This window comes from Tessaracoccus palaemonis, assembly GCF_019316905.1.
Taxonomy (GTDB): domain Bacteria; phylum Actinomycetota; class Actinomycetes; order Propionibacteriales; family Propionibacteriaceae; genus Arachnia; species Arachnia palaemonis.
The window spans coordinates 501,112-527,978 of the sequence record NZ_CP079216.1; the positions used below are offsets into that span (position 1 = coordinate 501,112).

Here is a 26,867-nt window from a genome sequence, read left to right on the forward strand (position 1 = left end):
GCGCGCCCGCCCCTCCCCACCCCCAACCACCCAGGAGATCGCGTGCCCCCCGTCACCGCCCTCGCCGTCGACCTCGGCTCGTCGTCCGGGCGCATCGTCGCAGGAACGTTCGACGGCGCCACGATCACCGAGACCGAGGTCCACCGCTTCCCGCACCGGGCCACCCTCGTCGACGGGTACCTCTGCTGGGACCTCGACGCGATCTGGACCGAGATCGTCGCAGGATTGCGCGAGGCCGTCCAGCAGTTCCCGGGCGCGGTCAGCGTCTCCGTCGACACCTGGGGCGTCGACTACGTTCCGCTCGACGCCGCCGACCTCCCCGTCACTCCCGGCCGCTGCTACCGCGACGAGCGCACCGTCCGCACGCACGATGCCTTCCGCTCCAGGTTGGATGACGAGGCCGCCTGGGCCGCGACCGGCATCGCACCGGCCACCATCAACACGGCCAACCAGCTGTTCGCCTTCCTCACGGAGGAGCCCGACGCCGCCGCCCGCACGGCCAGCGTCCTCCTGCTGCCCGACTACTTCACGTGGAAGCTGTCCGGTGTGAAGGGCTGGTCCCGCTCGCACGCCTCGAGCTCCGGCCTGTGCACGCCCGGAGTCCGTGACTTCTCCGACGACGTGCTCGGCGCACTGGGCATCCCGCGTGGCTGGTTCGGCGACGTCACCGCCGAGCTGGACGCCGTCGGTCCGTGCTCCGTCGACGGGCTGTCTGCTCTGACCGTCGTGCGCGCCGGCGCCCACGACACGGCCTGCGCCACGCACGCGCTGCTGCGCGACGTGACGCAGGAGTCATACTTCCTCAGCTGCGGGTCGTGGTCGGTGCTGGGAGTCCTGCGTGACGAGCCGTTGCTCAGCGCCCGCGCCCGCGAGATCGGCCTGACGAACGAGGCCACCGCCGACGGCGGGCTGCGGCCGCTGTTCAACATCACCGGGCTGTGGATCCTGCAGGAGTTGCAGCGCGAGTGGGCCGCCGAGGCCCGGGAGGCGGACATCGCCCGGCTGGTCGAGTTGGCCGCTGCCGCGCCGACGCTGGCCGCGCTGATCGATCCGGACGAGCCCCGTTTCGCGCAGGCGGGCGGGATGCTTGCCCGGATCGGTGAGGCGCTGGACGAGCAGGGCATCGACGTCGCGACGCTGACGCAGGGGGCGGTCGTCCGCCTGGTGCTGGAGTCGCTCGCGGAGCGCTACGCCCGCGGGCTCGCCGAGCTGGCGGAGCTCACCGGCGCTCCCGCCCGTCAGCTGAACCTGATGGGCGGCGGGTCCCGGAACGCCCTGCTGTGCCAGCTGACCGCCGACCGGACGGGCGTGCCGGTGATCGCGGGGCCCGTCGAGGCATCCGCGCTGGGGTCGCTGATCGCGCAGCTCGAGGTGCTCGGCCATCTTGACCCTGCCGACCGCAACGCGGTCATCGCGGCCACCGCCCGCACCGTCGAGTATCGGCCGCGGGCATGAGCGCGGAGATCCTCCGCGGGGTCGCCTCCGTCGGCCCGGTCGCGGCCCCTAGGGTGCAGGCATGACCCCCGAATCCAGACGCGTGAACCTGCGCGACATCGCGGAGGACTCAGGCGTGTCCATCCAGACCGTGTCCCGCGTCGTGCGCGGGATCAACGTCGTCGCGGAGGAGACCCGCGTCCGGGTGATGGCCAGCGTCGAGCGCCTCGGGTACCGCCCGAACCTGGCGGCCCGCTCGCTGTCGGCGCACCGCACCGGCCAGGTCATCGTGCTGGTGGCCGTTCCTCTGCTCTACGGGCACGCCACCACGTTCGTCGAGGTCTGCCAGGAGCTGGCCGAGCTGCAGCTGCATGCCGTGGCCAGCATCGCGCCGCCGCGCGAGGGCGTCGTCCCGGACCTGCAGGACCTCATCCCCGTCACGGCCGACGGGGTCATCATCCTGGGCGGTAGGACGGAGCCGTCGCCCTGGGTGGTGGACGTCGCCGCGCGGATGCCCACGGTCCTCATCGGACGCGTGCACTCGCTGCCACCACACTCCGCCGGGGTCTCGCTCGATCACAGGGCCGGCGCCATCTCCGCAGTCAGGCACCTGATCGACCGCGGCGCCCGCCGGATCGTCCACGTGGCCGGGCCGCAGGACTGGATTGACGCCTACGAGCGGCTGGCCGGATACCACGAGGCCATCGCCGAGGCCGACCTCGAGCCGGTCGTGCTCCACGCCGGCTCCTGGGACGCCGCGGACGCCGGTCCGCTGATGGGGCAGCTGCCCGAGGGCACCGACGCGGTCTTCGCGGCCAACGACCAGCTCGCACTCGGCGCCATGACGGCGCTGCAGAAGCGCGGGCTGAGCGTGCCCGGAGACGTCCGCGTCGTCGGCTTCGACGACATGGCGGGCGTCGGGTTCCTGAATCCGGGCCTCACCACGGTCCGGCAGGACTTCCGTGCCATCGGACGTCTCGCGGTGCAGTCTCTGCACCGGCTGCTCACGGCCGACGAGGTCGGGGCGATCCGCGTCGACGCCGACCTGATCGTCCGGGAGTCGACCTGAGCCGCCGAACTCATCGGCACATATCCATCTGAGAGGAACACCATGCTGTACGGACCCATGCTCCACCCCCAGCTGATCGGGGCGCTCGCACGCGCGGGCCACGGTGGCAAGATCCTGATCACCGACGGGAACTACCCGGGTGTCAGCGGCGCGAACCCGGCCGCCGAGCGGATCTGGCTCAACCTCGCGCCCGGCCTGCTGACCGTGTCGCAGGTCCTCGACGTCGTCAAGCAGACGATCCCGATCGAACAGCTGGGGCTCATGGTCCCCGCGGCCGACGCGAAGGGCATCGAGCTGCCGGAGTCGATCCCGGCCCACGACGAGTACCGCGCAGCCCTGCCCGGCGTCGAGGTGGCCATGATCCCGCGCTGGGACTTCTACGACGCGGCCAAGACGAGCGACGTGTCGGTCGTCGTCATCACCGCCGACCAGCGCCTCTACGCCAACGTCCTCCTCACCGTCGGAGTCCGCGCCCCTGGCGAGTGACGGAGCCCGGTTCCCTGAGCTTGTCGAGAGGTCCCTCGGTGCGCATAACTGTGGGCAGGTCCGGAGCACCCGGCTTATATCCGGGTGCTTCGGTTCTGGCCACAGTTGTGTACGGGGTGGCAGGGTGCCGAGGCTGGGAGTTGTGGGAGCGAGGACGACGGGGAGTGCCGGTGGCTGACGGGTGGGGAGGCCTGTTCGGTCAACGGGCACTTCGACAGGCTCAGCACAGCCCTGTCGAAGGGCTTCGAGCTTGTCGAGAGGGGCCCCTATCGTGCACAACAATGCCCATTTCAGGCCGGCTGTACCTATATCGCAGCGGATCCGACATAGGCATTCTTGTGGCTCTTGTGCACGGGTCCCCGGACGCAGTTCACCGCTGGCCGGAGAGCGAGACGACCATCGCGCCGCCGAAGATGCAGAGGAAGCAGCCGGCGGCCCGGGTGAGCCAGGGAAGGAAGCGCTCCATCCGCAGCAGGGTGATTCGGGACCCGAGCATGAAGGCGACGAAGACGTCCCAGGTCAGGACGACGGCGACCATCCACGCGCCGTACAGGGGGAGAGGGGCGTCGGCGCCGAGTGCAGCGCCGAGGCTTACATAGAAGAGCGCATTCTTCGGGTTGAGCAGCCCCGACGACAGCCCGACGGCCACGTTCCTCAGCCAGCCAGTGCTCGCGAGAGGCGCATCGTCGCGGAGGTCGATGCGCGCGTCGGACCTCAGGAAGGCGACGCCCACCGAGATCAGGAAGAGCCCGCCTACGAGCTGGATCACGTCGTGGACGATGGGACTGGACACGAACGACAGGCCGGCGAACGCGGCGCAGATGAGGATGCCGTTCGCCGTCGCGATTCCCAGGCAGGTGCCGGTGGCGCTCCGCCACCCGTGTGTCATCGAGGTGCGGGCGATGAGGAGGAAGTCGACCCCCGGAATCAACAGGGCCAGGAAATGGGCGACGGCGACGGCGGCAAACTGCTCCATGGCTTCCTTCGGGTGTGAGGGCATGACCCGCACATCATCGAAGGATCGAAGCGTTGCGTCTTGTACGTTCTTGCCGTCAGCGCCGTCAGCGCCGTCAGGGCCGTCAGCGCCGGTACTCGCCGGGCGAGGTCGCGACGTGTGCTCGGAAGACGCGGTGGAAGTGACTCTGATCGACGAAGCCCATGTCGTTGGCTGTATCGGCGATCGAGCGACCCTCCCGGAGCAGGTGGCGGGCTCGGACGATGCGCGCATTCTGACGCCACGCCAGCGGGGGCAGGCCGGTCGTCCGGCGGACGGCGCGGATGAGCTGGAACTTGGTCATGTCGAGCGACGAGGCGAGCTCATCGAGCGACGGGTTGACCTCCTCCATGAGCAGGCGACTCAGCACAGGACGCAGTTCCTCAAGGAGCTCCGGGTCAACCTCGGCAGTCACCCGGTACACAGGGGCTGCCTGCTCCAACCCGGTCAGGGCATCCCGGAAAAGCTGCGCGAGCCGGTCCTCGGACGGGTCGGCGAAGACGGCATCGGTGAGAGCGGTGAGGAGCGCGTGGAGGCCTGGCCGGCGGAAGACGCTGATCCCGTCGAACAGGGGGCTGTGGTCCGGATCCGGCAGGAGCGACGCGCCCCAGCTCTGGTCCAGGTGGACCATCCGGTGGAGCCAGCGGCTCCGGTCCGGGTTGCAGGCGTGCGCCTGCCCGGCCGGGATGACCACAATGTCCCCGGCCTCGAGGGGGATGGTGCCATCGAGGGGCCCGGCAAGAAGCGAATCCCCCGCGTCGATCACGCCGATGGAGAGCGCGTCGTGGGTGTGGACCCGGTAGCAGGTGTTCTCCTGGCAGGACCGCCGCGCCTCCAGGTGTGTCAATGCCGTGCTGCGCCAGAACTCAGTCATCCACCAGTCAGTCCCTTCGCGGCCGCGACAGGGTGAGGAGCCGTCGCGGACCCGTCCAGACTAGGCAGAATCCGGTCCTGGCGTGCCGGATCGCGCCAGCCTGAGACGGCGCCAGCCGCTCGGCGGTCCCGGCGCGCACAACTGTGGCCAGGTCCGGAGCACTCGGCATATTTCCGCGTGCTGCTGCTCTGGCCACAGTTGTGTACGGGGTGGTGGGCTCGACGGCGGGAGTCGTGGAACGCCACAGGCCCGACCCCCTTCGGGGCCGGGCCTGCTCTTGACCGGAGTCAGCCTCGGGATCAGCCCTCGGCGGCCTCGATGAGCTTCATGCGCTCCGGATCATTGGCGAAGACGTCCTTGAGGTTGTCCTTCGTCACGACGATCGGGTCGAGCTGGTAGATCGCGACGTCGGTGGCGCCGTTGTCCTCGGTGGCGTCGGGGGCAGGAAGCTCCTCGCCCTTCTGCGCGGCGACGATCAGCTCGACGGTCTTGCTCACCAGGTCCTCGGTGGGCTTGGCGACGGTCGAGTACTGCTTGCCCTGGGCGATCCAGCTGATCGACTCGTTCTCGGCGTCCAGGCCGGAGACGACGGGGATGTCCTGACCGGCCTGCTCCGCGGACGTGATGATCGCGCGGGCGATGCCGTCGTTGGGGGACAGGACGCCGTCGATCTTCTTGTCGGAGTAGAAGCCCGACAGCAGCGAATCCATGCGGGCCTGGGCCTTGGAGTTGTCCCAGTCCTGCGTGGCGACCTGCGTGAAGTCCGTCTGGCCGGAGACCACGACGAGCGTGCCGTCGTCGATCTTCGGCTGCAGGACGCTCATCGCGCCCTCGAAGAACTTCGGCGCGTTCGGGTCGGCGGGGCCGCCGCCGAACAGCTCGATGTTGTAGGGCCCGTCGCCCTTCTCCGCGGCGAGGCCGTCGAGGAGGGCCTGGCCCTGCAGCTCGCCGGTGCGCACCGAGCCGAACTGGATCACTCCGTCGACCGCGGTGGTGTTCTCGATCAGGCGGTCATAACCGAAGACCTTGACGCCGGCGTCGTGGGCCGTCTCGAGGACGGAGCCGAGCTGGGTGCCGTCGATGGGGCCGACGACGATCGCCTTGGCGCCCTGCTCGATCATGGCCTCGATCTGCTGCTGCTGCTGCGGGACCTTGTTGTCGGCGGCCTGGATGAGGGGCTTGAAACCGGCGTCGGTGAGCTGGTCCTCGAACATGGTCTCCGCCTCCTTCCAGTTCTGCGTGCCGAGCCAGGGGAGCGCGACGCCGATGGTGGCGTCCGCCGCGAAGCCGGCCGCGGCGGAGCCGCTCCCGGTCGCCTCAGCGGTCGTTCCCTCGCGGCCGCCGCCGCAGGCCGTGAGGCTCATGCCGGCGACGATCAGCGACGCGATGAGGGGTGCTGCTCTGAACTTCATCGTGGTTTCCTTTCCCGGATGGGTAAATGAGGGGTTGGTTGCCAGTGGGCCGGTCGGCCCACTGAGGATTGGTGGTTGAGGCTTCGGTCAGTCGGTGGTCGACACGGGGTTTGGCTTGTCCTTGGCGAAGCGGCGTGTCATGGCGCCGATCACCGAAGGCTTGCCCTGGACCTTGTTGCGGACGTCGAAGGCGACGGCGGCGAGCAGGACGAGGCCCTTGATGACCTGCGTCTGGTCGGCCCCGACGCCCATCAGCATCAGGCCGCTGTTCAGGACGGCCATGACGAGGCCGCCGATCATGGATCCGACGACCGTGCCGATGCCGCCCGAGACGGCGGCGCCGCCGATGAAGACTGCGGCGATGGCGTCGAGCTCCCACATGGTGCCGTCGGAGGGGCCGGCGGACGTGGCGCGTCCGACGAACAGGATGCCGGCGATGGCGGCGAGGAAGGACATGTTCATCATCACGACGAAGTAGACCTTCGGGACGCTGACGCCGGACAGGGCGGCGGCGGCCTTGTTGCCGCCGACGGCGTAGATGTGGCGGCCGAGGCGGGTGCGCTGCGTGATGACGTGGTAGATGATCACCAGGGCGACGAGGATCAGGCCGGGGATCGGGAACGACGTGCCGGGTCGGCCGGAGCCGAACAGGTACGTGAGGTAACCGATGACCACGACGATGAGCGCGAGCCGGACGACGGTGGCCCAGAGCGGGGCCTCGTGGTTGCGGGCCAGCAGACTCGCCCGGCGACGGAGCTCGTGGTAGATGAACCAGGCGGCGGCGATGATGCCGAGCACCAGCGTCGAGTTGTTCATGCCCGTGAAGGCGGGGCCCCACTCGGGCAGGTAGCCGGCGCCGAGCACCTGGAACTCGCGCGGGACGGGCACGGAGATCGAGTGCGACATCCAGATCACGAGGCCGCGGAAGATCATCATGCCTGCGAGTGTCGTGATGAAGCCTGGGATGCCCATCTTCGCGAGCCAGAAGCCGTGCCAGGCGCCGACGAGGATGCCGACGACGATGCCGAGCAGGAGGCCCGCCCACCATGGAAGGCCCCAGTCCCGGATGCTGATGGCCACGCTCATGCCGACGAAGGCCGCGACAGAGCCGACCGAGAGGTCGATGTGCCCCACCACGATGACCATCACCATGCCGATGGCCAGCACCAGCACGTAGGCGTTGCCGGAGATGAGGTTCTGGAAGTTGGAGGCGGTCAGCATGCGGCCGCCGGAGATGACGTCGAAGATGACGACGAGCGCGACCAGCGCCAGCGCCATGGTGTACTGCTGGAGGCTTCCTCCGAACACCTGCTTGAGATGCTTCATGGTTAGTCCCGGTCCTTGGCTCTCAGATCTGTGCCGGGTCCGCCGGCGCGGTGGAAGTGGTGGTCATGCGGCGCATGAGGGTCTCCTGGTCGGCATCGGCCGAGGCGAGCTCACCCGTGATCTCGCCCTCCCGGATGGTGTAGATGCGGTCCGTGATGCCGAGCAGTTCTGGCAGCTCCGACGAGACGACGATCACAGCCTTGCCCTCGTCGGCCAGGGCGTGGATCAGCTTGTAGATCTCGTACTTGGCCCCGACGTCGATGCCTCGGGTCGGCTCGTCGAGGATGAGCACCTGCGGCGAGGTGTACATCCACTTGGCCAGGACGACCTTCTGCTGGTTTCCGCCGGACAGCGTGGCGACCCCGGAGTCGACGGAGGCGGTCTTGATCCGAAGATCGCGTCGGTATGTCTCGGCGACGTCCGCCTCCTTGTCGAGCTGCAGGAGCCCGCGGGAGACGATGCCCTTCAGATTGGCAAGCACGATGGTCGACTTGATGGAGTCGATGAGGTTGAGGCCGAGGCTCTTGCGGTCCTCCGTCACATAGGCGAGGCCGCAGGTGATGGCCTGCTGCACGCTCGTGGGCGCGATCTCCTTACCGTCGAGCCACATCCGGCCCTCCAGGTAGGTGCCGTACGAGCGCCCGAACAGTGACCGCATCAGCTCGGTCCGGCCGGCCCCCATCAGGCCGGCGAAGCCGACGACCTCCCCGCGGCGCACGGTGAAGGACTCGTTCTTCGCCACGAGGCGACCCGGCAGTGACGGGTGTTCCACGGTCCAGCCCTGCACCTCGAACAGTGTCTCCCCGATGTGCGGCTCGCGGGTGGGGTAGCGGTTCTCGATCGAGCGGCCGACCATCGCCTTGATGATGCGGTCCTCGTCCACCTGCCCGGCAACGACGTCGTAGGTGTCGACCGTCTTTCCGTCGCGGATCACCGTGACGGCGTCGGAGACCTCGGCGATCTCGTTGAGCTTGTGCGAGATCATGATGCACGTGATGCCGCGGCCCTTCAGCCCCCGCATCAGATCGAGCAGGTTCTCCGAGTCGTCCTCGTTGAGGGCGGAGGTCGGCTCGTCGAGAATCAGCAGGCGCACATTCTTCGACAGCGCCTTGGCGATCTCGATGAGCTGCTGCTGGCCGACGCCGAGGGTCTTGACGGGGGTGTCGGGATCGACATCCAGACCGACCCGCGCGAGCAGTTCGGCCGCCTGGGTGCGGGCTGCGTCCCAGTCGATCAGCATCCCGCGGACCACCTCGGAGCCGAGGAAGATGTTCTCTGTCACTGACAGCTCGGGGATGAGCGCCAGCTCCTGGTGGATGATGACGATCCCGCGTTCCTCCGACTCGCGGATCGACGCGAATCGCATCTCCTCGCCGTCGAACAGGATCCGACCGTCGTACGTGCCGTGGGCGTACACGCCCGAGAGCACCTTCATGAGGGTGGACTTGCCGGCTCCGTTCTCGCCGCAGATCGCGTGGATGTCGCCACGTCGCACCTGCATCGTCACGTTGTCGAGCGCCCTGACGCCGGGGAACTCCTTGGTGATCCCCACCATCTCCAGCAGCACTGGGTTGTCCGTCACGTTGCCTCCCGTCTTCGATGACTCAAGCCGTTCGACTCCGAATCGGCTGGGTTTGACTACTGAAGCCAACGTTAAGCCTGCGTCCTTCATGGCGTCAACAACTAAACACAGCCTGTTATCAGAATGTGACCAAGTTCCTCACGTGGAGCGGTGCCGGTGGGCCGTCAGCAGCGGTCACACACCTAGTCGATCGATGTTTGACGACGATCGGGCGCGACGTCAGGCCTGGATTCGTAGCTTGAAGTCAAGCCCGCCGAGGCGGTTGTTAACGTTTCCAGTTGGATTCGGAGCGTGATGATAGGCTTCGACGCGTGATCGACGGTATCGGCGCCAGGGGTTCGCAGTCTTCGCTGCGCGAAGCCAACAGCGCGGCCGTCGTCGAGGCGGTCAGGCAGTACGGGCAGATCACCCAGGTGGAGCTCGCAGCCGTCACCGGCCTCTCGCCCGCCACCGTCTCCAACCTTGTCAAGACGTTGCAGTCCGCCGGAGTCGTGCAGACCACCGCGACCGTCCGCTCGGGGCGGCGCGCCCAGGCCGTCTCCCTCGTCCGATCCTCGGACCTCTCAGTCGGTGTGCACATCGGGCGCCGGCGCGTCGAGGTGATCGTCGCGGACGCCTCGTGGACCGTCAACGCGAATCAACATCTTCCGCTGCCGCTGGACCACCGCGACGATACGACTCTGGACCGGATCGCGCTGCTTGTGGGCGAGCTCACGGAGCAGGTCGGCGCGTCGCTCGACGACGTCGCCGCCGTCGGGCTGACCATGCCAGGCGTGGGCGGGGCCGTATACGAGGCGCTCACCGGGTGGGAGCAGATCGACGTGGCGGACCAGTTGACGCGCATCCTCGGGCGGCGCGTGGTCGCGGTGCCGGAGGCTGAGGCCGCTGCAGTGGCGGAGGCGCGGTACGGGGCGCTGCGCGGAGTGGGGTCGGCGCTCGTCGTGCGTGCCTCGTCGACCACCACGTCGTCGCTCGTCGTCGGGGGTCAGCCGCTGCAGGGACTCGGTGTCGCAGCTGGGGCCCTCGGCCATGTTTCCGCGGACGCCTCGGGCCGGATCTGCCGTTGCGGTGCCCGCGGCTGCCTCAACACCGTCGCCTCGCACCTCGCTCTCGCGGATCTGCTGCGCGTGACGCACGGCCCGCTCAGCCTCCGCGCGATCGTGCAGCGGGCGAACGACGGCGACCCGGGGTGCCGTCAGGTGGTCTCGCACGCGGCGACGGCCATCGGTACGGCCATCGCGGACGCGGCCACCCTGCTAGCGCCCGAGCGCATCTGCCTCACGGGGGCGCTGACGGCCACCGGGGATCTGTTCACCGACGCGGTCCGCGCTGTCCTCAGGACGCGCCCGCTGCTGCCGTCGGGCAAGGGTTTCGTCGTGGTCGGGGAGTGTGAGGACGCGGAGGCGCGTGGGGCTTTGGCCGCGGCCAGTGACGGCATGGACCCTCTGAGGAGCAGGGAGAGATGATGAGAGACTCCACAGCGTTGTTGAGGCTCACCGACGTCGACAAGGTCTTCGGGGGTGTGCACGCCCTGACGGGAGTGAACCTTGAGGTGCGCAGGGGGGAGGTCGTTGCGCTCGTCGGGGACAACGCCGCTGGAAAGTCGACCGTCGCGCGCCTGATCGCAGGCGTGTACCAGCCGGATCACGGCACCATCGAACTCAAGGGCGAGGTCGTCAGCATCCCGAGTGCCAAGGCAGCGATCGCCATGGGCATCGCCACGGTGTTCCAGGAGTTCGCGCTCGTCGAGCAGTTGGACGTGACGAGCAACATCTTCCTGGGCCGCGAGATCGTCTCGGGTGGGCTCCTCGACCGCGCGAGGATGGATGAACTGGCCCGCAGCTACCTCGGCCGCCTGCGGACCCGCATCGCGGATCTCGACCAGCCCCTGCGCGGCCTGTCAGCCGGCCAGCGTCAGTGCGTCGCCATCGCAAGGACGCTGGTGAGCGACCCCTGCCTGGTCGTCCTGGACGAGCCCACCGCCTCGCTGTCCGTCAGCCAGACCGCCGAGGTGCTGAGCTACATCGAGGACCTCCGCGACATGGGCCTCGGCGTGATCCTGATCAGCCACAACCTGAGCGACGTGCGCGCGGTGGCCGACCGGATCGAGGTCCTCCGACACGGTCGCAACAACGGCTCCTTCCAGTCGGGCGCGGCCAGCTACGAGGAGATCATCGCGGCCATCACGGGCGCCACCCGCGCCCGGTCGCCGCACCCGTCTGCGCCGTGACCTGAACGTCGGGCCGGGGTAGTCGGACGCCTCGCTGCGCTCGGCGCCCCTCGACAGGCTCGGAGAACCGTGGGCTGACCTCGGGTTGTTGAGAACTTCGACGGGGCTCGGTGACCCGGTTCCCTGAGCTTGTTGAAGGGCCTCGAGCTTGTCGAGAGGGGCTCCTGTCGCGCACAACTGTGGCCAGGTCCGGAGCACTCGGTCTATGTGCGGGTGCTTCGGCTATATCCACAGTTATGCACGAACGGGGTCGGGCCGAGTTGGCGCACCGGGATCCCGGGTGGGCTGCAGGTGAACGACAACCGGCCCGGTCCCTCCCGCGAGGAGACCGGGCCGGCGGGCGTCGGCGGATCAGCGTTGGGGGCCGCTGCCCCCACCGAAGGAGGACCCGCCGCCGAACGACGAGCCGCCGCCCATCGACGAGCCGCCGCCGAAGCCGGACCCACCGCCCATGCCGCCTCCCATGGAGGAGGTGGACGAGTCGGACGTCGGGATCGCCTCGGACGTGTCGGAGAGGACGAGGGCGTCGCCGTCGGCGAGGCCGTCGGTGACCTCGACGTGCGTGGTGCCGCGGATGCCGAGCGTCACGTCCTGGGTGGAGACCTGGCCGTCCGACACGACCCTGACGGTGCCGGAGTCGGACCCTGTCAGCGTGATCGCCGAGATCGGTGCGAGCAGCGCGTCGGCGCTGGAGGCGACGGTGATCGTCAGGTTCGCCGAGGTCCCCGCCACCAGACCGGCGGCCGGCTCGGCGACGACGACGCTCACAGTGTAGGTCGTCGCGCCCGACGTGGGCAGCAGCGCGATGGTGCCGACGCTGCCCTCGGAGGTGCCGCCGGTGGCGTCGGAGGCCGAAACCTCCTGGCCGACCGCGACCTTGCCGATGTCGGTGACGGCCACCTCGACGGGGATCGAGACGCTGTCCTCGGTGCTCACCGTGACCACGTCGGAGGTGGCGGCCGTCCCGCCCACGACGAACGGCATCGCCGTGAGCACGCCGTCGGCCGGCGCGACGAGCGTCGCGCCCTCGAGCGCGAGCTCGGCGGACGCGTAGTCCAGCTCGGCCTGCTGCAGCGCGACCTCGGCCTGGTCCACGGTCTGCGACGTGCCGCCGGCGGAACCGCCGCCGGAGACGGAGCCCGAACCCGACGCGGAGGAACCGGAGGCTGACGAGCCAGACGACGAGCCGGCGGATGCGGAGCCGCTCTGGGCGTCGGTGGAACCGGACTGCGAGCCGGTAGAGCCGCTCTGATCGTCGGTCGAGCCGCCCTGCGTGTCGCTGGAACCGCCCGACGACCCGCCCGACGAGCCGTCCTGGGCTCCCGACCCGCCCTGCGAGGTGCCGGAATCGGAGCCACCGGTGTTGTCGGAATCGTCGCCGGTGTTGTCGGAGCCGGTGTCCGCGACGGCCGCGTCCGCCCAGGCGACCAGCGCGTCGATCGCGTCGTCCAGCTCGGTGGTCGCGTCGCCCACGCTCTGCTCGTTGGTGCTCAGCCCCTCGAGTGCGGTGATGCAGGCGGTCAGGTCGACGGTGGTGCCGGTCGTGTCGTCCGTCCCGGTGCTCTCGGACGCGCTGGGTTCCGGGGTGGCGCTGTCGCTGGCCGAGGCGGTGGGCTCGGACGTCGGCTCGGTCGTCGATGCGGAGGCCGACGGCGAGGCGCTCACGGTGGCGGTCTCCGTCGGCTCCGGCGTGGGGCTGGCGGTCGTCGTGGCCGACGGGGTCGCGGACGGATCCTCGGTGGAGTAGTCCGCGTTCGTGATGACCAGGCTGGTGGTGCTCGACGAGTTCGTGGCGTCGGTCGGCGACGCCTCGTCTGCCGTCGCGGTGCAGGTCGACGTGGCCGAGCTGACCGCGGAGGTCAGGTTCTGCCACGCGGTCGCGTAGGCGGCGCGGGCCGCCTTCAGCCGCTTCTTGGCCGCCTTGAGGTCCGCCGCCGTCGTGTCCTCCGCCTGCGGGGTCTCGTCGGACGGGGACGTGGTCGTGTCCGCCGAGGGCGTCTTAGTGGCCGAAGCGCTGGGGGTGGTCGAGGAGCCGCTGCCCGCGGAGTCCGCGGAGCCCGTGGACGACCCGGTGGAACCGGAGGTCGACCCGGTGGAACCGGAGGTCGAGCCGGAGGAGCCCGAGGCCGAACCCGTCGCGCCCGACGTGCTGCCGGTACTCCCACTGGAGGAACCGGTGCTCGCGCTGGACTCGTCCGACGAACTCGACGAACTCGAGTCGTCGTCGGAGTCGGCCGCCTCCTGCGCCGTCTCCAGGGCCTCCTCGGCCTCGGCGAGTGTGAGGGCCGCGTCGTCGAGGGCATCGGAGAGGTCCGTGGTGTCGATGGTGGCGATCTCGTCGCCCGCCTCGACGGTGTCCCCGACCTGCCTCGAGACGGAGGTGACCTCGGCGCTGGCCGGGAAGGAGGCGCTGACGTCTCCGACGGCCGCGACCGTCCCTGTGCCGCTGAGCGTCTGGGTCACCTCTCCGGTCGTGACGGTGCCGGTGACCAGCGTGCTGGCTTCGGAGGGTCGGCTGAGCGCCCAGGCGCCGGTGCCGGCGAGGCCCAGCGCGACGACGGTCGCGCCGGTCAGCACGATCCGGCGGGTCCGCGCCCGCCGCTTCGCCTCAGCCCTGGTCATCGGTTGCCGCCGCCCATGCCGCGACCGCCCATGGAGCACTCGCCGTCGGTGGCCTCGCTCAGCGCGATCGAGGTGGCCGTGACGGCGCCGGTGTCATCCGTGTCGCCCTGTGCCAGCGCGCACACGCCCTCGACGGCGTCGTCCGAGGACGCGTCCTTGGTGGTCGTGATCGTCGTGTCGTCGCTCACGGTGAAGGTGCTCTCGGAGTCGTCCGTGCCCTTCACCGTGACCGTGTCTCCGTCGACGGCCGTGATCTCGCCCGAGATGAACGACCCGCCGCCCATGCCGCCGCCCTCGGGGGCGCCCGACGGCATCGACCCGGGGTCCATGCTGGCCATGTCGCTCGGCATGTCGGTGGGCATCGAGCTCGGGTCCATGCTCGGCATCCCGCTGGGGGCGCCGCTCGCATCATCGGACGGACGCTCGCCGCCTCCGCCGAACCCGCCGCTGAAGCCGCCCGTGCAGCCGTCGTCGGTGGCCGAGGTCACGGTGAGCGACGACGCGGTCACCGTCGAGTCGTCGTCGCCGGTACCCATTCCGCTGACGCACAGCCCGGTGGCGAGGTCGTCGATGGATCCGGTGACCTGCGTCGTGAACGTCGTGTCGTCGGTGTAGGTGACGGCCGTCTGGCCGTCGTCGCCCTGCACCTGCAGCGTGGAGTCCTGCACCGCGGCGATGATCCCGAACGTGCCGTTCATCTGCATCCCGCCGCCCTGGCCTCCGCCCTGGCCTCCGGGGGCGCCCGAGGCGGCCGCGTCGGGCTGGCCGGTCGACTGCGCCGACGGGGCGGCGCTGGTCTCAGCCGAGGAACCGGAGCAGCCCGCCAGGGCCAGTGCCGCGACCGCGGCGAGGGAGGTGGCGATGCGGAAGGTACGCGTGGTCATGTGTCGTGTCCTGTTCGAAGAGATGGTCATCAGTCGCGCCTCAGGGCGTCGATGGGGGCGAGCTTGGCTGCGCGGCTCGCGGGGTAGACGCCGGCGACGAGGCCGACGCCGACGGCGACGACCAGCGACCCGACGATCGCCCAGCCGGCCAGCGTCACGGGCTGATCCAGCAACGCCGGCAGCAGCCAGGCGCCGAGGAACGCGATCCCGAGGCCGAGGACGCCGCCGGTGAAGCCGAGCACGGCGGCCTCGGTGAGGAACTGGTTGCGGATGGTGTGCTGGCGGGCGCCGAGCGCCTTTCGCAGGCCGATCTCCCGGATCCGCTCGGTGACGCTGACGAGCATGATGTTCATGACGCCGATGCCTCCGACGAGCAGCGAGATCGCCGCGATGCCGCCGAGCAGGATCGTCATGGTCTGCTCGGTCGACGTTGCGGCCGAGACCAGCGACTCCTGCGTGGTGATGCTGAAGTCCGCGTCGTCGTCCGCGGTCAGGTCGTGGCGGGTGGTGAGCGCGGCGGTGGCCTCCTGGTAGGCGGCCGACAGGTGCGCCTCGTCCTCGGCGGTGATGTAGATCGTCGAGACGGTCGAGGCCGACGTGCCGACGGTGAGCGCGGCGGTGGACCACGGCATCAGGACGGTGTCGTCCTCGCTGCTGGTGTCCGACGTGCTGCCGGTCGACTCGAGCACTCCGACGACCTGGAAGTCGGCCCCGTTGATGCTCACGGTCTGGCCGACCGCGATCGCCGCGCTGCCGAACAGCTCCTCCGCGGTGTCGGGGCCGAGCACGATGTTGCGGGCGTTCTCGCTCACGTCCTCGTCGGTCAGGAACCGGCCGACGGACACGGTGCGGGAGCGCACGTCCAGCCACGACGGGGTGGCGGCGACGACCGTGGAGGTCCAGGTGGTGTCGTTGGCGCTCAGCGTCTGGCTGGATGAGGCGACGGGGGCGACCCCCGAGATGCTCGGCGCGACGTCGGAGGACGCCAGCGCCTCGGCGTCGGCCCTCGTCAGCGTGGTGGCGGAGCCGAAGCCGCCGCGGACACCGTCGCTGGTGGAGCTGCCGGGGGAGATGATCAGCAGGTTGGAGCCCAGCGCGCTGATCTGGTCCTTGACGGACTGCTGTGCGCCGAGGCCGAGGCCGACGGACAGCGTGACCGACGCGATACCGATCATGATGCCGAGGATCGTCAGGATGGAGCGGGTGCGGTTGAGGCGGACGGCCTCGAGCGCGACCTTGAAGGTCTGGCCGAAGCTCACTGCGTCACCGCCGTCAGCTGGTCGGTGATCAGCCCGTCGCGGACGTGCAGGATGCGGCTCGACCGCTCGGCGACCTCGGCCTCGTGCGTGATCAGCACGATGGTGCGGCCGGAGGCGTGCAGCTCGTCGAACAGGCCGAGCACGTCGTCGGTGGACTTGGAGTCGAGGTTGCCGGTGGGCTCGTCGGCCAGGATCATCGCCGGGTCGGAGGCCAGCGCGCGGGCGACGGCCACGCGCTGCTGCTGGCCGCCGGACAGCTCGCCGGGGCGGTGCCCCATGCGGCTCTCCAGCCCGACGCGGCCCAGCGCCTCGATCGCGCGCTCCTTCCGTTCGGCGGCGGGGATCCCGGCGTAGACGAGCGGCAACTCGACGTTGCGCCACGCCGACAGGGCCGGCAGCAGGTTGAACTGCTGGAAGACGAAGCCGATGTAGCGGTTGCGGATCTCGGCCAGCTCGTCCTCGTCGAGGTCTGCCACGTTCTGCCCGCCGAGCTGGTAGGTGCCGGTGGTCAGGACGTCGAGGCAGCCCAGGATGTTCATCAGCGTGGACTTGCCGGACCCGGAGGGGCCCATGATCGCGACGTAGTCGCCCTCGGCGACGCTCATCGTGATGCCACGGAGCGCCTGGACCTCGAGCGAGCCATTCGAGTACGTCTTGGTGACGTCGTTCAGTTCGAGGACGTTCACTGGTTCGGGCCCCCGCCCTGGCCACCGCCGGGGAAGCCGCCCGAGCCGCCGTCGGGCATCTGGCCGCCGGACATCTGGCTGAAGTCCGGCATCTGGCCGTCGGTCGGGAACTGGCCGTCGGTCTGGCCGGATTCTGAGCTGTTGCCCGTGCCGCGCGTGGCCATGGTGACCTCGATCTGGTCGCCCTCGGCGAGGCCGTCGGTGATGACGACGGTCGAGTCGACCGTGTCGCCCGTGGTGACCTCGGTGGTGGTGGCGACGCCGTCGACGAGCTTCTGCACGGTCGAGGTGCCGTCGGTGGTGGTGATGGCGGAGGCCGGGATCGCGATGACGTCCGAGAGCTGGGAGACGATGATCTCGGCGGTGACGCTGGAGCCGGAGTAGAGGCCCTCCTGCTTGCCGGTCAGGGAGATGGTCACCGGGAACGATGCGGTGCCGGAGCTGGACGAGGAGGCGGTGACCGCGACGGAGGTGACGGTGCCGTAGAGGGTGTCGGAGGCGCCGTCGACCGTCAGCTCGGCCTGGAGGCCTGTCTTCACCGACGCGATGTCGGAGGAGGAGACGGTGGTGGAGACCGTGTAGGCGTCCTTGGAGATCAGGACGATCGCGGCCGACGAGGTGGTGCTCGTCGTGGTCGAGCCGCCCATGGCGGAGGTCGAGCCGCCGGAGCTGGAGCTGCCGCCGGAGGAGGAGCCGGTCGAGTCGCCCTCCTCGATGTTGACCTCGGCGACCAGCCCGTCGAAGGGTGCTGTCATGGTGGCGCTGGCGAGGTTGGCCTTCGCGGTGGTGACGGCGTTCTTCTTGACCTGCACGGAGGCCTCGGCCGCCTTGATCGCGGCGTCGCTAGAGTCGTCGTCGTCCTCGAGGTCGGCGAGGGTTTCCTTGGCCGCGGTCAGGTCGGCCTTCGCGGAGTCGTAGGCGATCTGCAGCGACGAGTCGTCGATCGTGGCGAGCGTGTCGCCCTCCTCGACGGTGTCGCCCACCTCGACCTTGACCTTCTCGACGGTGCTGGAGGAGTCGAAGCTGAGGTCGGCCTCACGCTCGGGGGAGAGCGTGCCCGTGGCCTCGACCGTCGTCTTCAGCGTCGTCGTGGAGACGGTCAGCGTCTGGGTCGTGGAGGCGGCGGCCGTGGTGTCGGGCCGGCTGACCAGGTACCAGGTGCCGGTCGCGGCACCCGCGAGGACCACCACGGTGGCCAGCGTGGCGATCACCTTGCCCTTGCGCGATCTGGGCCACAGCTGCAGTCGGCGTCGCTTGGGCTTGGGTGTCTCGTCGGTTTCGACAGTCTCGCTCATCTGATCTTCCTGGGCGTGGTTCCGGCCTGGCAGTTCCCGGGTCGCTGCAATCCTCTGCTCGGCGTCTGTGCCGATGTTGGGCCGAACCTGTGGTCGACCTGTGGTTTCGGGCTCCGGACCCCGTCGGACAGCGTCGATTCGACACGTATCCCGGCGGATGCGGCCGAAACGGTACCCACTAGGCTCAATGGCTCGACGCGCCGCCGACCGGAAATCCGTCCGGATTTCGTGTCAACCCGCTGAAGGGTCCGAAGCGTTGGCACGCATGAGGAGGGAACATGACCGACACCATCCCCGCGCCGGACCGGGCGCTGGCTCTGGACGACGGCCGCGACTTCGACCGCTTCGTCGCGGCCCGCGCCGGTCGCCTCTACCGGGCCGCCTGGTTCCTCACCAGCGACCCGCACAAGGCGGAGGACCTGGTCCAGACTGCGCTGGCGAAGGCGTTCGGCCGCTACCTGATGCTGCCGGACGACGAGGCCTTCGAGGCCTACGTCCGCACGACGCTCTACCGCACCTACGTCAGCTGGTGGCGGCGCCGCTGGAACGCCGAGGTGCCGACGGCCGAGCTGCCCGAGGGCCCGACCGCGGGGACGGACGCGACCACCAGGCTCGACCTGGCGCGCGCCCTCGACGCGCTCCCGAAGATGCAGCGGGCCGTGCTCGTCCTGCGCTACTTCGAGGACCGCTCCGTGACGGAGACCGCCGAGCTGCTCGGCGTCTCCGAGTCGACGGTCAAGACCCACGCCTCACGCGGCTGCGCGGCCCTGCGCGGCTCCCATCACCTGAGCCAGGAGAACCGATGAGCTCCAACGACATCCACGACCTGTTCACCGCGAACGCGCCGGAGGAGCCCTCGACCCAGGGCTGGGCCGACGCCGTCCGCGGACGCCGGCGCCGCCGTCGGGTCGTGACCGGGGTCGCGGCCGGCGGGCTCGCCGTCGCGCTGGCGGTCCCGCTGGGCGCGACCCTGCTGAACCGTCCCGCCCAGATCGCGTCGCCGGCAAAGGCCTCGACGCTGACCGCGGCAGAGGCGTGCGCCGACGCGCGTACCCAGGCCGAGGCCTTTGCCGCCCTGGGCGGCGAGGCGTTGCAGGAGGGCGCGGTGCGCGCGTGGCTCTGCGGCGACGAGCAGACCGAGGAGGGAAGCGCGTTCGGGACGGCCGGCCCCACCTACCCGATCACCCAGGGGGTCGACGAGGCCATCGCCTGGTACCTCGACGCGCCCGAGGCTGACCCCATGGCCGCCTGCACGATGGAGTACATCCTCACCTACACCGTCGCCTTCGAGTATGAGGACGGCTCGATCGCCCCGGTCCAGGGTCAGTTGCACGGTTGCCGCACCGTGACCGACGGCGCAACCATCCGGTCGGGCGGCGACGAGTTCTACGCGCTGCTGCAGGACCTGTGGGCCGAGAACCGCGGGGAGGACTTCGTGGCCGAGGTGGAGCCCTGCACCATGACGGCCACCATGGGCGAGGTCGCGGATCCGGCCGACGCGACGTCGGCTGCGCTGTGCCAGGCCGACGCCGACGGCAACCGAGTCGCGTCGCGGCTGACGGCCGAGCAGGCGTCCGCCGTCGGCCTGTCCGTCTCGGAGACGGCCACGACGGCACCCGACGCCATCACCTACCCGGACCGGGTCACCACGCTGCAACTCTTCGACGCGGCGGGCTCACTGCTCAGCCTCGACGCGCTCGACGACGGCTCATTCCTGTTCTATGCCGGCGACGCGGCCCGCGTCTGGACCCCGGGCGCCGAGTTGCGTGCAGAACTCGAGGAGGCCGCGGCCCTGCCGTTGCCCTGACCACGCCGTGAGCGTCCGCCGTGATGTCGTGACGGACGCCGCAGCTGCCTCAGGGGATCCGCTTCGTCCACTCGTCTGAGGAGAACTTCGTCTCCACGAGCTCCTTCGCCCTGGCCAGCTCGGACTCCGAGTAGTCGCGTCGGGTGGTCGTGTACAGCGACTCGAAGTGCGCGAGGAACGCCGCGATGATCTCGTCGCGGGGGAGCTGGGTCTGCGAGCGCAGCGGGTCCACGCGCTTGTTCGCCGACTTCGTCCCCTTGTCGGAGAGCTTCTCGCGCCCGATGCGCAGCACCTCGAGCATCTTGTCCGCGTCGATGTCGTAGGCCATGGTGACGTGGTGCACCACGACGCCGCCCGTCACGCGGCGCTGCGCGGCGCCAGCGATCTTGCCCTTGTCGGAGGCGATGTCGTTGAGGGGCACGTAGCGGGCGTTGACGCCGAGCGTCTTCAGCGCACCCATGACCCACTGGTCGAGGAACTCGTAGCTGCGCTCGAAGCTCAGCCCCTCGACGAGCGAGGTGGGGACGACCAGGGAGTACGTGACGCAGTTGCCGGGCTCCATGAACATCGCTCCGCCGCCGGTGATGCGGCGCACGACGTTGATGCCGTGCCGCTCGCGCCCCTCGTCGTCGATCTCGTTCCTGTACGACTGGAAGGAGCCGATCACGACGAGCGGCTGGTCCCAGTCCCAGATGCGCAGGCTCGGGCGGATCTCGCCGTGCGCGAGCTCGGCGGCGAGGACCTCGTCGAGGGCGACGTGCATCCTCGGGTCCATCGTGACGGGGCCGATGACGTCGAACGTGAGGTCGGACCAGTCGATCGCGTGGCCGAGCGCGCGGCGCACCGCGATGCCGACGGCCTCGGGGGTGAACCCGATCATCCGGGTCACCGGGTCGAGTCGCCCTGTGATGGCCGCGGCGATGTCGGCGACGGAGGAGGAGTCGGCGAGGCCGACGAGGGCGGAGTTGATGTCGTCGAGCGCCTCGTCGGGCTCGAGGAAGAAGTCGCCCGACACGAACGCCGAGGAGATCACGCCCTCGGCCGTCTCGACGTCGACGGCGACCAGCTTGCCGCCAGGGACCTTGTATTCACCACGCATGGGCTCGAGCCTACCGAGTCCGCGCAGGTGCGATTACGCTGAAGGTGGGAGGACGCGATGAGGCGACTGACTCGATTGAGCGCCAGGGTGGCGGCCGCGGTGGCCGTCGCGGCGATGCTGGCCGCCTGCGGGGGCGGCGCAGGCGAGGAGGTCGAGGGCTCCGGCGCGGTGCTGGACCTGCCCTTCGACACCACCCCGCATGTGTCCGACGCGGCCGCCGCGAGCGAACGCCTCGGCTGGGACGTGGCGCTGGCCATCACGGACGCCAACGCGATCGTGTCGCCGAGTTCGCTGTCGATGTCCATCGCGCTGCTCGGCGAGGGCGCGGAGGGTGCGTCGCAGACGAGCATCGAACAGGCGACGGGACTCGCCGGCGACGAGCGGTCGGCGGCCTTCGGCGCGCTCCGCCAGGCGCTGACCGACTACGAGGACCTCCCGAAGTCGGTGTCGGCGGACTCGCCACCGCAGACCCCGCTCGTGCATCAGGCCAGCCAGGTCGTCGCGATCTCCGCGCCCGTCGGACGCGAGTTCCTCGAGCGGATCAAGACCTACTACGACGCCGGCGCGACCCAGGCCGAGCCGGGCGACGCTCAGGCGGTGCTCGACGCGTGGGTGAAGAAGAACACGGCGGGGCTGATAGAGAAGTCGGGGATCGAGGTGGGCGGCGACACCCGCGCCGTCGTGCAGGACGCGGTCCTGTTCGCGGCCGCCTGGCGCACGCCGTTCGGCTCGGACACAGTGCTCGACTTCGCGCGCGAGGGCGGGTCGGCGCCGGTCGACGGGGTGGTCGAGACACTGGACGTCGCCTACGCGGAGACGGACCGCTGGGCCGCCGCCCGCCTGCCGTACGACGACGCGCTCGCGGCGGACGTGATCCTGCCGGCCCCGGGCCTGACACCGTCGGACCTGACCGCGGAGGACCTCGCCGACGCGCGCGAGGCGCTCGACGGGGCGACCCCCGAGTCGGTGACCGTCACGATGCCGACGTTCGACCTAGCGTCGAAGGTGGACCTGCTGAAGGCGCTGCCGTCGGTCGACCTGGGCGACGTGGGCGGCATCTCGCCCGGCACCTACGTCGGCCAGTGGGTCCAGCAGGCACGGCTGGCGGTGAGCGCGAAGGGGACGGTCGGCGCCGCCGTCACCGAGGCGGCGACGGAGACCAGCGCCGTGATGCCCGAGCACACGCTGACCCTCGACCGCCCCTATGTGCTGCGGGTGCTTGACACCCGCACCGGCTGGCCGCTGTTCCTGGCCAGGATCGCCGACCCGACGGCGGAGTGACCGGCGGCCCGCTGAGTCAACCTCGGTTCCCTGAGCCTGTCGAAGGGCCCTGAGCCAACCCCGGTTCCCTGAGCCAACCCCGGTTCCCTGAGCTTGTCGAAGGGTTGAGCCAATCCCGGTTCCCTGAGCCTGTCGAAGGGCCCTGAGCTTGTCGAAGGGTTGCCCGGGGCCGACGTCGGGCTGGGTCCTCTCGCTTCGCTCGAGGCTCCTCGACAGGCTCGGAGATCCGTCGCAAGGCCCGTCGAACGGCTGAGCTTGCCCCGGTTCCCCGAGCCTGCCCCGGTTCCCTGAGCTTGTCGAAGGGTTGCCCGGGGCCGACGTCGGGCTGGGTCCTCTCGCTTCGCTCAAGGCTCCTCGACAGGCTCGGAGATCCGTCGCAAAGCCCGTCGAACGGCTGCGCTTGCCCGGTTCCCTGAGCTTGTCGAAGGGCCCTGAGCTTGTCGAAGGGTTGCCCGGGGCCGACGTCGGGCTGGGTCCTCTCGCTTCGCTCAAGGCTGCTCGACAGGCTCGGAGACCCAGGCCGTGAGCAGGCGAAGACGCCACCCTTATCGACCGACGCTACCGCTCTCGACACATGCCACCGCCAGGGCGGTGGCATGTGTGAAGAAGGGAGGCGTTTGTCGATAAGGGTGGCGTCTCTGGTGGCGGCCGCAGGTGGCAGGCCGCCGTCGGGTCAGCGACCCCGGCGGCGGTTGGCGGAGAAGTCTGCGGCGCTGTGCGACGACGAGTGCTGCGCGGGACGACGCGAGGACTGGCGGGAGCCGTCGCGTGCGGGCTTGCTGTGACCGCGGTGCGAGTCGTCGCGCGACGGTGACGAGGGTCGCTCAGAGGAGCGGCCTCGACCAGACCCGTTCGGGCGACCCGACCCGTTGCCACGACCCGACCCGTTCGCGGGACGCGAGCCGCCGCGACGACCGCGGCCTCCGCCGTTGCCCTGAGGTTGCTGGGGCTGCTTCGGCGCGACGCCGGCCAGTTCCGCGGCCTCGGTGGGGGACAGGAACACGCGCTCACCAGGGGTGATGTCGTGCAGGATCTGCGCGCCGGGGGCGGCGTCGTCGACCTGCGGCTTGATCTTGGCCTGGCGCATCAGCGTCGCGACGTCGGCGCGCTGCGACGAGGTCTGCAGCGTGACGACCTTGCCGGAGTGCCCGGCGCGGGCCGTGCGGCCGGAACGGTGCAGGTACGCCTTGTGCTCCGCCGGCGGGTCGGCGTGGATCACGAGGGACACATCGTCGACGTGGATGCCGCGTGCGGCGATGTCGGTGGCGACGAGCGTCGAGACGCGGCCCGAATGGAACGCCTCCATGTTGCGGGTGCGGGCGTTCTGGCTCAGGTTGCCGTGCAGGTCAACCGCAGGAACGCCCAGGCCGTTGAGCTGCTTGGCGAGCTTCTTGGCGCCGTACTTCGTGCGGGTGAACACGATGGTGTTGCCGGGGGCTGCGGCCAGCTCGGCCACGACGCGGGTGCGGTCGTCGCCGTCGATGCGCAGGACGTGGTGCTCCATCGTCGCGACGGGAGACAGCTCAGAGTCGGCCTCGTGCGTGACGGGGTTGTGGAGGAACTGCTTGACCAGCGTGTTGACGCCCGCGTCGAGCGTGGCGGAGAACAGCATGCGCTGCCCGCTGCCGGGCGTGGCCTGCAGGATCTTGCGGACGCCGGGCAGGAAGCCCATGTCGGCCATGTGGTCGGCCTCGTCGATGACGGTGATCTCGACAGAGCCGAGGTCGACGAGACCCTGGCCCATCAGGTCGAGCAGGCGGCCGGGGCACGCGATGAGCACGTCGACGCCGCGCGCCAGCGCCTTGGCCTGCGGGTTCTGGCCGACGCCGCCGAAGACGACGGTCGAGGTCAGGCGCGTGGTCTTCTCGAGGATGACGTGCGACTCGTGGATCTGCGTGGCGAGCTCGCGGGTCGGCGCGAGAATCAGGGAGCGGGGGCGCTTCGGCTGCGGGCGCTTGGGGTCGGCGACGAGTCGCGCGACGAGCGGGAGCAGGAACGCGAAGGTCTTGCCGGAGCCGGTGCGGCCGCGGCCGAGCACGTCGCGCCCGGCCAGCGAATCGGGCAGCGTCGCGGCCTGGATCGGGGTGGGGGTGTCGATGCCCTGGGTTGCGAGGGCGTCGACGAGGGAAGTGGGCACGCCGAGGCGCGCGAAGGATTCTGACAAGGTGTCTGTGACCTATCGGGAGTGTCTCACCGATGGAGAAGCTTCAAGAGCTGGAAGGCGACTGAGGCAGGGCTTGGAGTGGCCTGCGCGCCGGCGGCCCGGGGTAAGACTGGGCGGACCGCTGGGTTATACCTTACCTTCAGATGCCCGGAAACGTGTATTCCGGCTTGTCAGGAGAACTTCCCAGGCAGGCCGACGGCTCGGCGCGGCCGTGCCGCGGCGCATCCCCCGCCGTCCGTTGTCCGTCGACCCTGGCCCGCTCCGTCGTCGGCGGCTCCACTGCCGAAAATCGTTCAGTGGTCGATTCTCCCCGGTCCGGTGACGACTATCGCCCACTGCCAACCTCCACTCAGCTCCGGTCTGTGCCCGAAAGGCGTTCAGTGGTCGATTCTCCCCGGTCCGGCATCGAGAATCGCCCACGGCACGACGCTGGTGCTCCTGCGGCGAGCCCGACGTGCCTTCGAGCGGCGGGGACCGGCCGTCGTGAACGGAGCTAGAGCTAGAGGGACGATCGCGTGGCGGCTGCGCCCTCGGGGCCGACCAGCGTGCAGAGTCGCCGGTCCGTCGGGCCGCCGAACTCCATGAGGAGCGCGGCTCCGGCGGGACGGAGGTCGATGGCGATGCCGAGGGACACCGGCCAGCCGAGGAAACGACAGACGAACGACCTGGAGAAGTGCCCGTGCGACACGACCACGACGTCGGAACTCTCCAGCCGCTCGGACACGATCTCGACGGCGCGGTCCACCCGTACCGTCATCTCATCCACCGATTCCCCGCCGGGCGCGCCACCCGTCCAGATCGTCCACCCCTGCGCACCCTGGTCATGGATCTGAGCGCGGGTCAGGCCCTCGTAGTCGCCGTAGTCCCACTCGGCAAACACGTCGTCCGTCTCGTCGACCGTGAGCCCGGCCAGCGCCGCCGTCCGCTGTGCCCGGATGCGTGGGGAGGCGAAGACATAGGGATCGACGAGGCCGAGCCGCTCCCGGATCCCCACGAGTGCCCGCGCGTCGGCGGCGCCCTTCTCCGTGAGGTCGATGTCGGTGCGTCCGGTGTGCCGGTTCGTCATCGACCATTCGGTCTGGCCGTGCCGGATCAACAGCACCCGGCCGGTGGTGCGCCCGCCCTGCGACTCGCTCATGCCCGGAGCCTAGTTGTCGAGGGGCGCGCCGACCCGTCCCCGACCGCGCCGGCCGGGTTCCCCGTCGCGCATAACTGTGGCTAGAGCCGGAGCACGCGTCGTATATCCGAGTGCTGCGGCTCTACCCACTTTTGTGCACGGGACAGCCTGCCCGCATTGGCCGAGCGGCCGACGGGCCAGCCGGCGGGTCTCCGACCGGTCAGCGGACCGGGGGGAGGTTGTGTGCGCTTCTCGGCGACTGACCGGGGAGAATCGACCACTGCCCGATTTTCCGGGAAGCGGCGAGGGTCAGTCGTCGGGAAGCGGCTGGGTCAGTCGTCGAGCAGAGGCGAGGGTCAGTCGTCGGGGAGGGACCGGGTGCCGTAGACCGACTCCCAGTCACTGATGAACGTGTCGACGGCGTTGGTGATGTCCGGCACCGACAGCGCCTGGCGCAGCAGCTTGGGCGACAGCGTGACGGCATCCGCCCCGGCCTCCAGGGCGTGCGACACCTGCACGATGTTCTTGAAGCTGGCGGCCATGATCTTGCAGGGGGCGTCGAAACGACGGATGAAACCGGACAGCGCGGTCAGCGTGCCCTTGGTGTCGATGTCAAGCGACTGCATCCGGTTGTAGTAGGGCGCGAGGTAGTCGACGCCGGACGCGATGGCGAGGAAGCCCTGCGTCTTGGAGTAGATCGCGGTCGCGGTCACGTGGACGCCCTCCGCCTTGAGGGTGCGCATGGCGAGGATGCCGGCCTCGGTGGTGGGGATCTTGGGGTAGACCTTTTCGTCGATCTTGTCGAGCAGCCTGTGCGCGTCGTCGATCATGCCCTGGGCCGTCTTCTGCAGCACCTGCACGTGCAGCGTGCGGTCGGGGCCGATGATCTCGCGGATCCGGCGGAGGTGCTTGTAGACGTCGACCCGGCCCTCCTTCTTCAGGATCGACGGGTTCGTCGTCACGCCCGTGACGGGGTAGATGGGCGTGAGGCGCTCGATGTCGTCGAGGTTGGCAGTGTCGAACAGGATGTCCATGGTCGCCTTTCGAGGTGCGGAAGCTGGTCCATTCCACCACGGAGCCGGGTGCGGAGCGCCAGTCCCGAGCGGGGCGGATGCTCAAACACCGGCCTCGTCGCGGGACTGTCCCAGCCTATGCCCAGGTTTTCCGAACTTTCGAATCGCCCCCTGTTTTGAAACCGCTTCGAAACTGCTAGGCTCGTGAAACGAAAGCTAATCGAAGACAACGA

At 69.8% G+C, this 26,867-nt stretch carries 22 protein-coding genes; 8 read left to right on the forward strand and 14 right to left on the reverse strand.

Annotated elements, in window-relative coordinates:
* Nucleotides 1-42 precede the first annotated feature (42 nt).
* From KDB89_RS02115 to KDB89_RS02125, 3 genes are all read left to right on the forward strand, one after another.
* Nucleotides 43-1,455, forward strand: coding sequence for a rhamnulokinase (locus KDB89_RS02115; RefSeq protein ID WP_219083071.1), 1,413 nt, complete (start codon nt 43-45; stop codon nt 1,453-1,455).
* 61 nt (nt 1,456-1,516) lie between these two features.
* Nucleotides 1,517-2,503 carry a LacI family DNA-binding transcriptional regulator gene (locus KDB89_RS02120; protein ID WP_219083072.1) on the forward strand — a complete coding sequence of 329 codons (987 nt, stop codon included), beginning with the start codon at nt 1,517-1,519 and terminating at the stop codon, nt 2,501-2,503.
* A 42-nt stretch (nt 2,504-2,545) separates the two neighbouring features.
* The gene (locus KDB89_RS02125) at nt 2,546-2,989 is read left to right on the forward strand and encodes an RbsD/FucU family protein (protein WP_219083074.1); all 444 of its coding nucleotides are present in this window, start codon (nt 2,546-2,548) and stop codon (nt 2,987-2,989) included.
* Nucleotides 2,990-3,359: 370 nt separating this feature from the next.
* Here the strand turns inward: KDB89_RS02125 and KDB89_RS02130 are convergent, their stop codons facing one another.
* The 5 genes from KDB89_RS02130 to mmsA form a co-directional block, all read right to left on the reverse strand.
* On the reverse strand, nt 3,360-3,965 hold the full coding sequence (locus KDB89_RS02130) for a LysE family translocator (protein WP_219083076.1): 606 nt from the start codon (nt 3,963-3,965) through the stop codon (nt 3,360-3,362).
* 103 nt (nt 3,966-4,068) lie between these two features.
* On the reverse strand, nt 4,069-4,857 hold the full coding sequence (locus KDB89_RS02135; RefSeq protein WP_219083078.1) for a helix-turn-helix domain-containing protein: 789 nt from the start codon (nt 4,855-4,857) through the stop codon (nt 4,069-4,071).
* A 299-nt stretch (nt 4,858-5,156) separates the two neighbouring features.
* On the reverse strand, nt 5,157-6,269 hold the full coding sequence (locus KDB89_RS02140; RefSeq protein ID WP_219083080.1) for a substrate-binding domain-containing protein: 1,113 nt from the start codon (nt 6,267-6,269) through the stop codon (nt 5,157-5,159).
* 87 nt (nt 6,270-6,356) lie between these two features.
* Nucleotides 6,357-7,595, reverse strand: a complete 1,239-nt coding sequence (locus tag KDB89_RS02145) for a sugar ABC transporter permease (RefSeq protein WP_219083082.1) — start codon at nt 7,593-7,595, stop codon at nt 6,357-6,359.
* 22 nt (nt 7,596-7,617) lie between these two features.
* Nucleotides 7,618-9,177, reverse strand: coding sequence for a multiple monosaccharide ABC transporter ATP-binding protein (gene mmsA, locus KDB89_RS02150; protein ID WP_255556113.1), 1,560 nt, complete (start codon nt 9,175-9,177; stop codon nt 7,618-7,620).
* Nucleotides 9,178-9,488: 311 nt separating this feature from the next.
* Here mmsA and KDB89_RS02155 point away from each other — a divergent pair, with 311 nt between their 5' ends.
* Together KDB89_RS02155 and KDB89_RS02160 are read left to right on the forward strand one after the other, a co-directional pair.
* Nucleotides 9,489-10,643: an ROK family transcriptional regulator gene (locus KDB89_RS02155; protein ID WP_219083086.1), complete on the forward strand. Its 1,155-nt coding sequence runs from the start codon at nt 9,489-9,491 to the stop codon at nt 10,641-10,643.
* On the forward strand, nt 10,643-11,407 hold the full coding sequence (locus KDB89_RS02160; RefSeq protein ID WP_255556114.1) for an ATP-binding cassette domain-containing protein: 765 nt from the start codon (nt 10,643-10,645) through the stop codon (nt 11,405-11,407). The genes KDB89_RS02155 and KDB89_RS02160 overlap by 1 nt, the downstream gene beginning before the upstream one ends.
* A gap of 351 nt (nt 11,408-11,758) precedes the next feature.
* On the opposite strand, the gene KDB89_RS02165 is transcribed toward KDB89_RS02160, so the two are convergent.
* The 5 genes from KDB89_RS02165 to KDB89_RS02185 are packed head-to-tail and all read right to left on the reverse strand — an operon-like array spanning nt 11,759 to nt 18,153.
* The gene (locus tag KDB89_RS02165; RefSeq protein WP_219083091.1) at nt 11,759-14,029 is read right to left on the reverse strand and encodes an efflux RND transporter periplasmic adaptor subunit; all 2,271 of its coding nucleotides are present in this window, start codon (nt 14,027-14,029) and stop codon (nt 11,759-11,761) included.
* Nucleotides 14,026-14,913, reverse strand: coding sequence for a hypothetical protein (locus tag KDB89_RS02170; protein ID WP_219083093.1), 888 nt, complete (start codon nt 14,911-14,913; stop codon nt 14,026-14,028). The genes KDB89_RS02165 and KDB89_RS02170 overlap by 4 nt, the downstream gene beginning before the upstream one ends.
* A 29-nt stretch (nt 14,914-14,942) precedes the next feature.
* Nucleotides 14,943-16,172: an ABC transporter permease gene (locus KDB89_RS02175; protein ID WP_219083095.1), complete on the reverse strand. Its 1,230-nt coding sequence runs from the start codon at nt 16,170-16,172 to the stop codon at nt 14,943-14,945.
* Nucleotides 16,169-16,858 carry an ABC transporter ATP-binding protein gene (locus tag KDB89_RS02180; RefSeq protein ID WP_255556115.1) on the reverse strand — a complete coding sequence of 230 codons (690 nt, stop codon included), beginning with the start codon at nt 16,856-16,858 and terminating at the stop codon, nt 16,169-16,171. The genes KDB89_RS02175 and KDB89_RS02180 overlap by 4 nt, the downstream gene beginning before the upstream one ends.
* Nucleotides 16,855-18,153 carry an efflux RND transporter periplasmic adaptor subunit gene (locus tag KDB89_RS02185; RefSeq protein WP_219083097.1) on the reverse strand — a complete coding sequence of 433 codons (1,299 nt, stop codon included), beginning with the start codon at nt 18,151-18,153 and terminating at the stop codon, nt 16,855-16,857. The genes KDB89_RS02180 and KDB89_RS02185 overlap by 4 nt, the downstream gene beginning before the upstream one ends.
* A 278-nt stretch (nt 18,154-18,431) precedes the next feature.
* On the opposite strand from KDB89_RS02185, the gene KDB89_RS02190 reads away from it, so the two are divergent.
* Together KDB89_RS02190 and KDB89_RS02195 are read left to right on the forward strand one after the other, a co-directional pair.
* Nucleotides 18,432-18,959 carry a SigE family RNA polymerase sigma factor gene (locus KDB89_RS02190; RefSeq protein WP_219083098.1) on the forward strand — a complete coding sequence of 176 codons (528 nt, stop codon included), beginning with the start codon at nt 18,432-18,434 and terminating at the stop codon, nt 18,957-18,959.
* On the forward strand, nt 18,956-19,960 hold the full coding sequence (locus tag KDB89_RS02195; protein WP_219083100.1) for a hypothetical protein: 1,005 nt from the start codon (nt 18,956-18,958) through the stop codon (nt 19,958-19,960). Before KDB89_RS02190 ends, KDB89_RS02195 begins: the two co-directional genes overlap by 4 nt.
* Before the next feature lie 49 nt (nt 19,961-20,009).
* Here the strand turns inward: KDB89_RS02195 and lplAB are convergent, their stop codons facing one another.
* Entirely contained in the window at nt 20,010-21,059 is a 1,050-nt protein-coding gene (gene lplAB / locus KDB89_RS02200) for a lipoate-protein ligase LplAB (protein WP_219083111.1), read from the reverse strand.
* Nucleotides 21,060-21,116: 57 nt separating this feature from the next.
* On the opposite strand from lplAB, the gene KDB89_RS02205 reads away from it, so the two are divergent.
* On the forward strand, nt 21,117-22,340 hold the full coding sequence (locus KDB89_RS02205; RefSeq protein WP_219083112.1) for a serpin family protein: 1,224 nt from the start codon (nt 21,117-21,119) through the stop codon (nt 22,338-22,340).
* Nucleotides 22,341-23,013: 673 nt separating this feature from the next.
* Here the strand turns inward: KDB89_RS02205 and KDB89_RS02210 are convergent.
* From KDB89_RS02210 to KDB89_RS02220, 3 genes are all read right to left on the reverse strand, one after another.
* Nucleotides 23,014-24,477, reverse strand: a complete 1,464-nt coding sequence (locus tag KDB89_RS02210; RefSeq protein WP_255556116.1) for a DEAD/DEAH box helicase — start codon at nt 24,475-24,477, stop codon at nt 23,014-23,016.
* Nucleotides 24,478-25,003: 526 nt separating this feature from the next.
* A complete protein-coding gene (locus KDB89_RS02215) occupies nt 25,004-25,642 on the reverse strand; it encodes a histidine phosphatase family protein (protein ID WP_219083116.1) in 639 nt (212 codons plus the stop codon).
* 335 nt (nt 25,643-25,977) lie between these two features.
* A complete protein-coding gene (locus KDB89_RS02220) occupies nt 25,978-26,655 on the reverse strand; it encodes a fructose-6-phosphate aldolase (protein WP_219083118.1) in 678 nt (225 codons plus the stop codon).
* Nucleotides 26,656-26,867: the final 212 nt, after the last annotated feature.

What these genes read in the sequence shown, in the direction of transcription:
- KDB89_RS02120 (WP_219083072.1), top strand. Translation starts at nt 1,517, where the DNA reads ATGACCCCCGAATCCAGACGCGTGAACCTGCGCGACATCGCGGAGGAC.
- KDB89_RS02125 (WP_219083074.1), top strand. Translation starts at nt 2,546, where the DNA reads ATGCTGTACGGACCCATGCTCCACCCCCAGCTGATCGGGGCGCTCGCA.
- KDB89_RS02130 (WP_219083076.1), bottom strand. Translation starts at nt 3,965, where the DNA reads ATGGAGCAGTTTGCCGCCGTCGCCGTCGCCCATTTCCTGGCCCTGTTG.
- KDB89_RS02135 (WP_219083078.1), bottom strand. Translation starts at nt 4,857, where the DNA reads ATGACTGAGTTCTGGCGCAGCACGGCATTGACACACCTGGAGGCGCGG.
- KDB89_RS02140 (WP_219083080.1), bottom strand. Translation starts at nt 6,269, where the DNA reads ATGAAGTTCAGAGCAGCACCCCTCATCGCGTCGCTGATCGTCGCCGGC.
- KDB89_RS02145 (WP_219083082.1), bottom strand. Translation starts at nt 7,595, where the DNA reads ATGAAGCATCTCAAGCAGGTGTTCGGAGGAAGCCTCCAGCAGTACACC.
- KDB89_RS02160 (WP_255556114.1), top strand. Translation starts at nt 10,643, where the DNA reads ATGAGAGACTCCACAGCGTTGTTGAGGCTCACCGACGTCGACAAGGTC.
- KDB89_RS02165 (WP_219083091.1), bottom strand. Translation starts at nt 14,029, where the DNA reads ATGACCAGGGCTGAGGCGAAGCGGCGGGCGCGGACCCGCCGGATCGTG.
- KDB89_RS02170 (WP_219083093.1), bottom strand. Translation starts at nt 14,913, where the DNA reads ATGACCACGCGTACCTTCCGCATCGCCACCTCCCTCGCCGCGGTCGCG.
- KDB89_RS02185 (WP_219083097.1), bottom strand. Translation starts at nt 18,153, where the DNA reads ATGAGCGAGACTGTCGAAACCGACGAGACACCCAAGCCCAAGCGACGC.
- KDB89_RS02190 (WP_219083098.1), top strand. Translation starts at nt 18,432, where the DNA reads ATGACCGACACCATCCCCGCGCCGGACCGGGCGCTGGCTCTGGACGAC.
- KDB89_RS02195 (WP_219083100.1), top strand. Translation starts at nt 18,956, where the DNA reads ATGAGCTCCAACGACATCCACGACCTGTTCACCGCGAACGCGCCGGAG.
- lplAB (WP_219083111.1), bottom strand. Translation starts at nt 21,059, where the DNA reads ATGCGTGGTGAATACAAGGTCCCTGGCGGCAAGCTGGTCGCCGTCGAC.
- KDB89_RS02205 (WP_219083112.1), top strand. Translation starts at nt 21,117, where the DNA reads ATGAGGCGACTGACTCGATTGAGCGCCAGGGTGGCGGCCGCGGTGGCC.
- KDB89_RS02215 (WP_219083116.1), bottom strand. Translation starts at nt 25,642, where the DNA reads ATGAGCGAGTCGCAGGGCGGGCGCACCACCGGCCGGGTGCTGTTGATC.
- KDB89_RS02220 (WP_219083118.1), bottom strand. Translation starts at nt 26,655, where the DNA reads ATGGACATCCTGTTCGACACTGCCAACCTCGACGACATCGAGCGCCTC.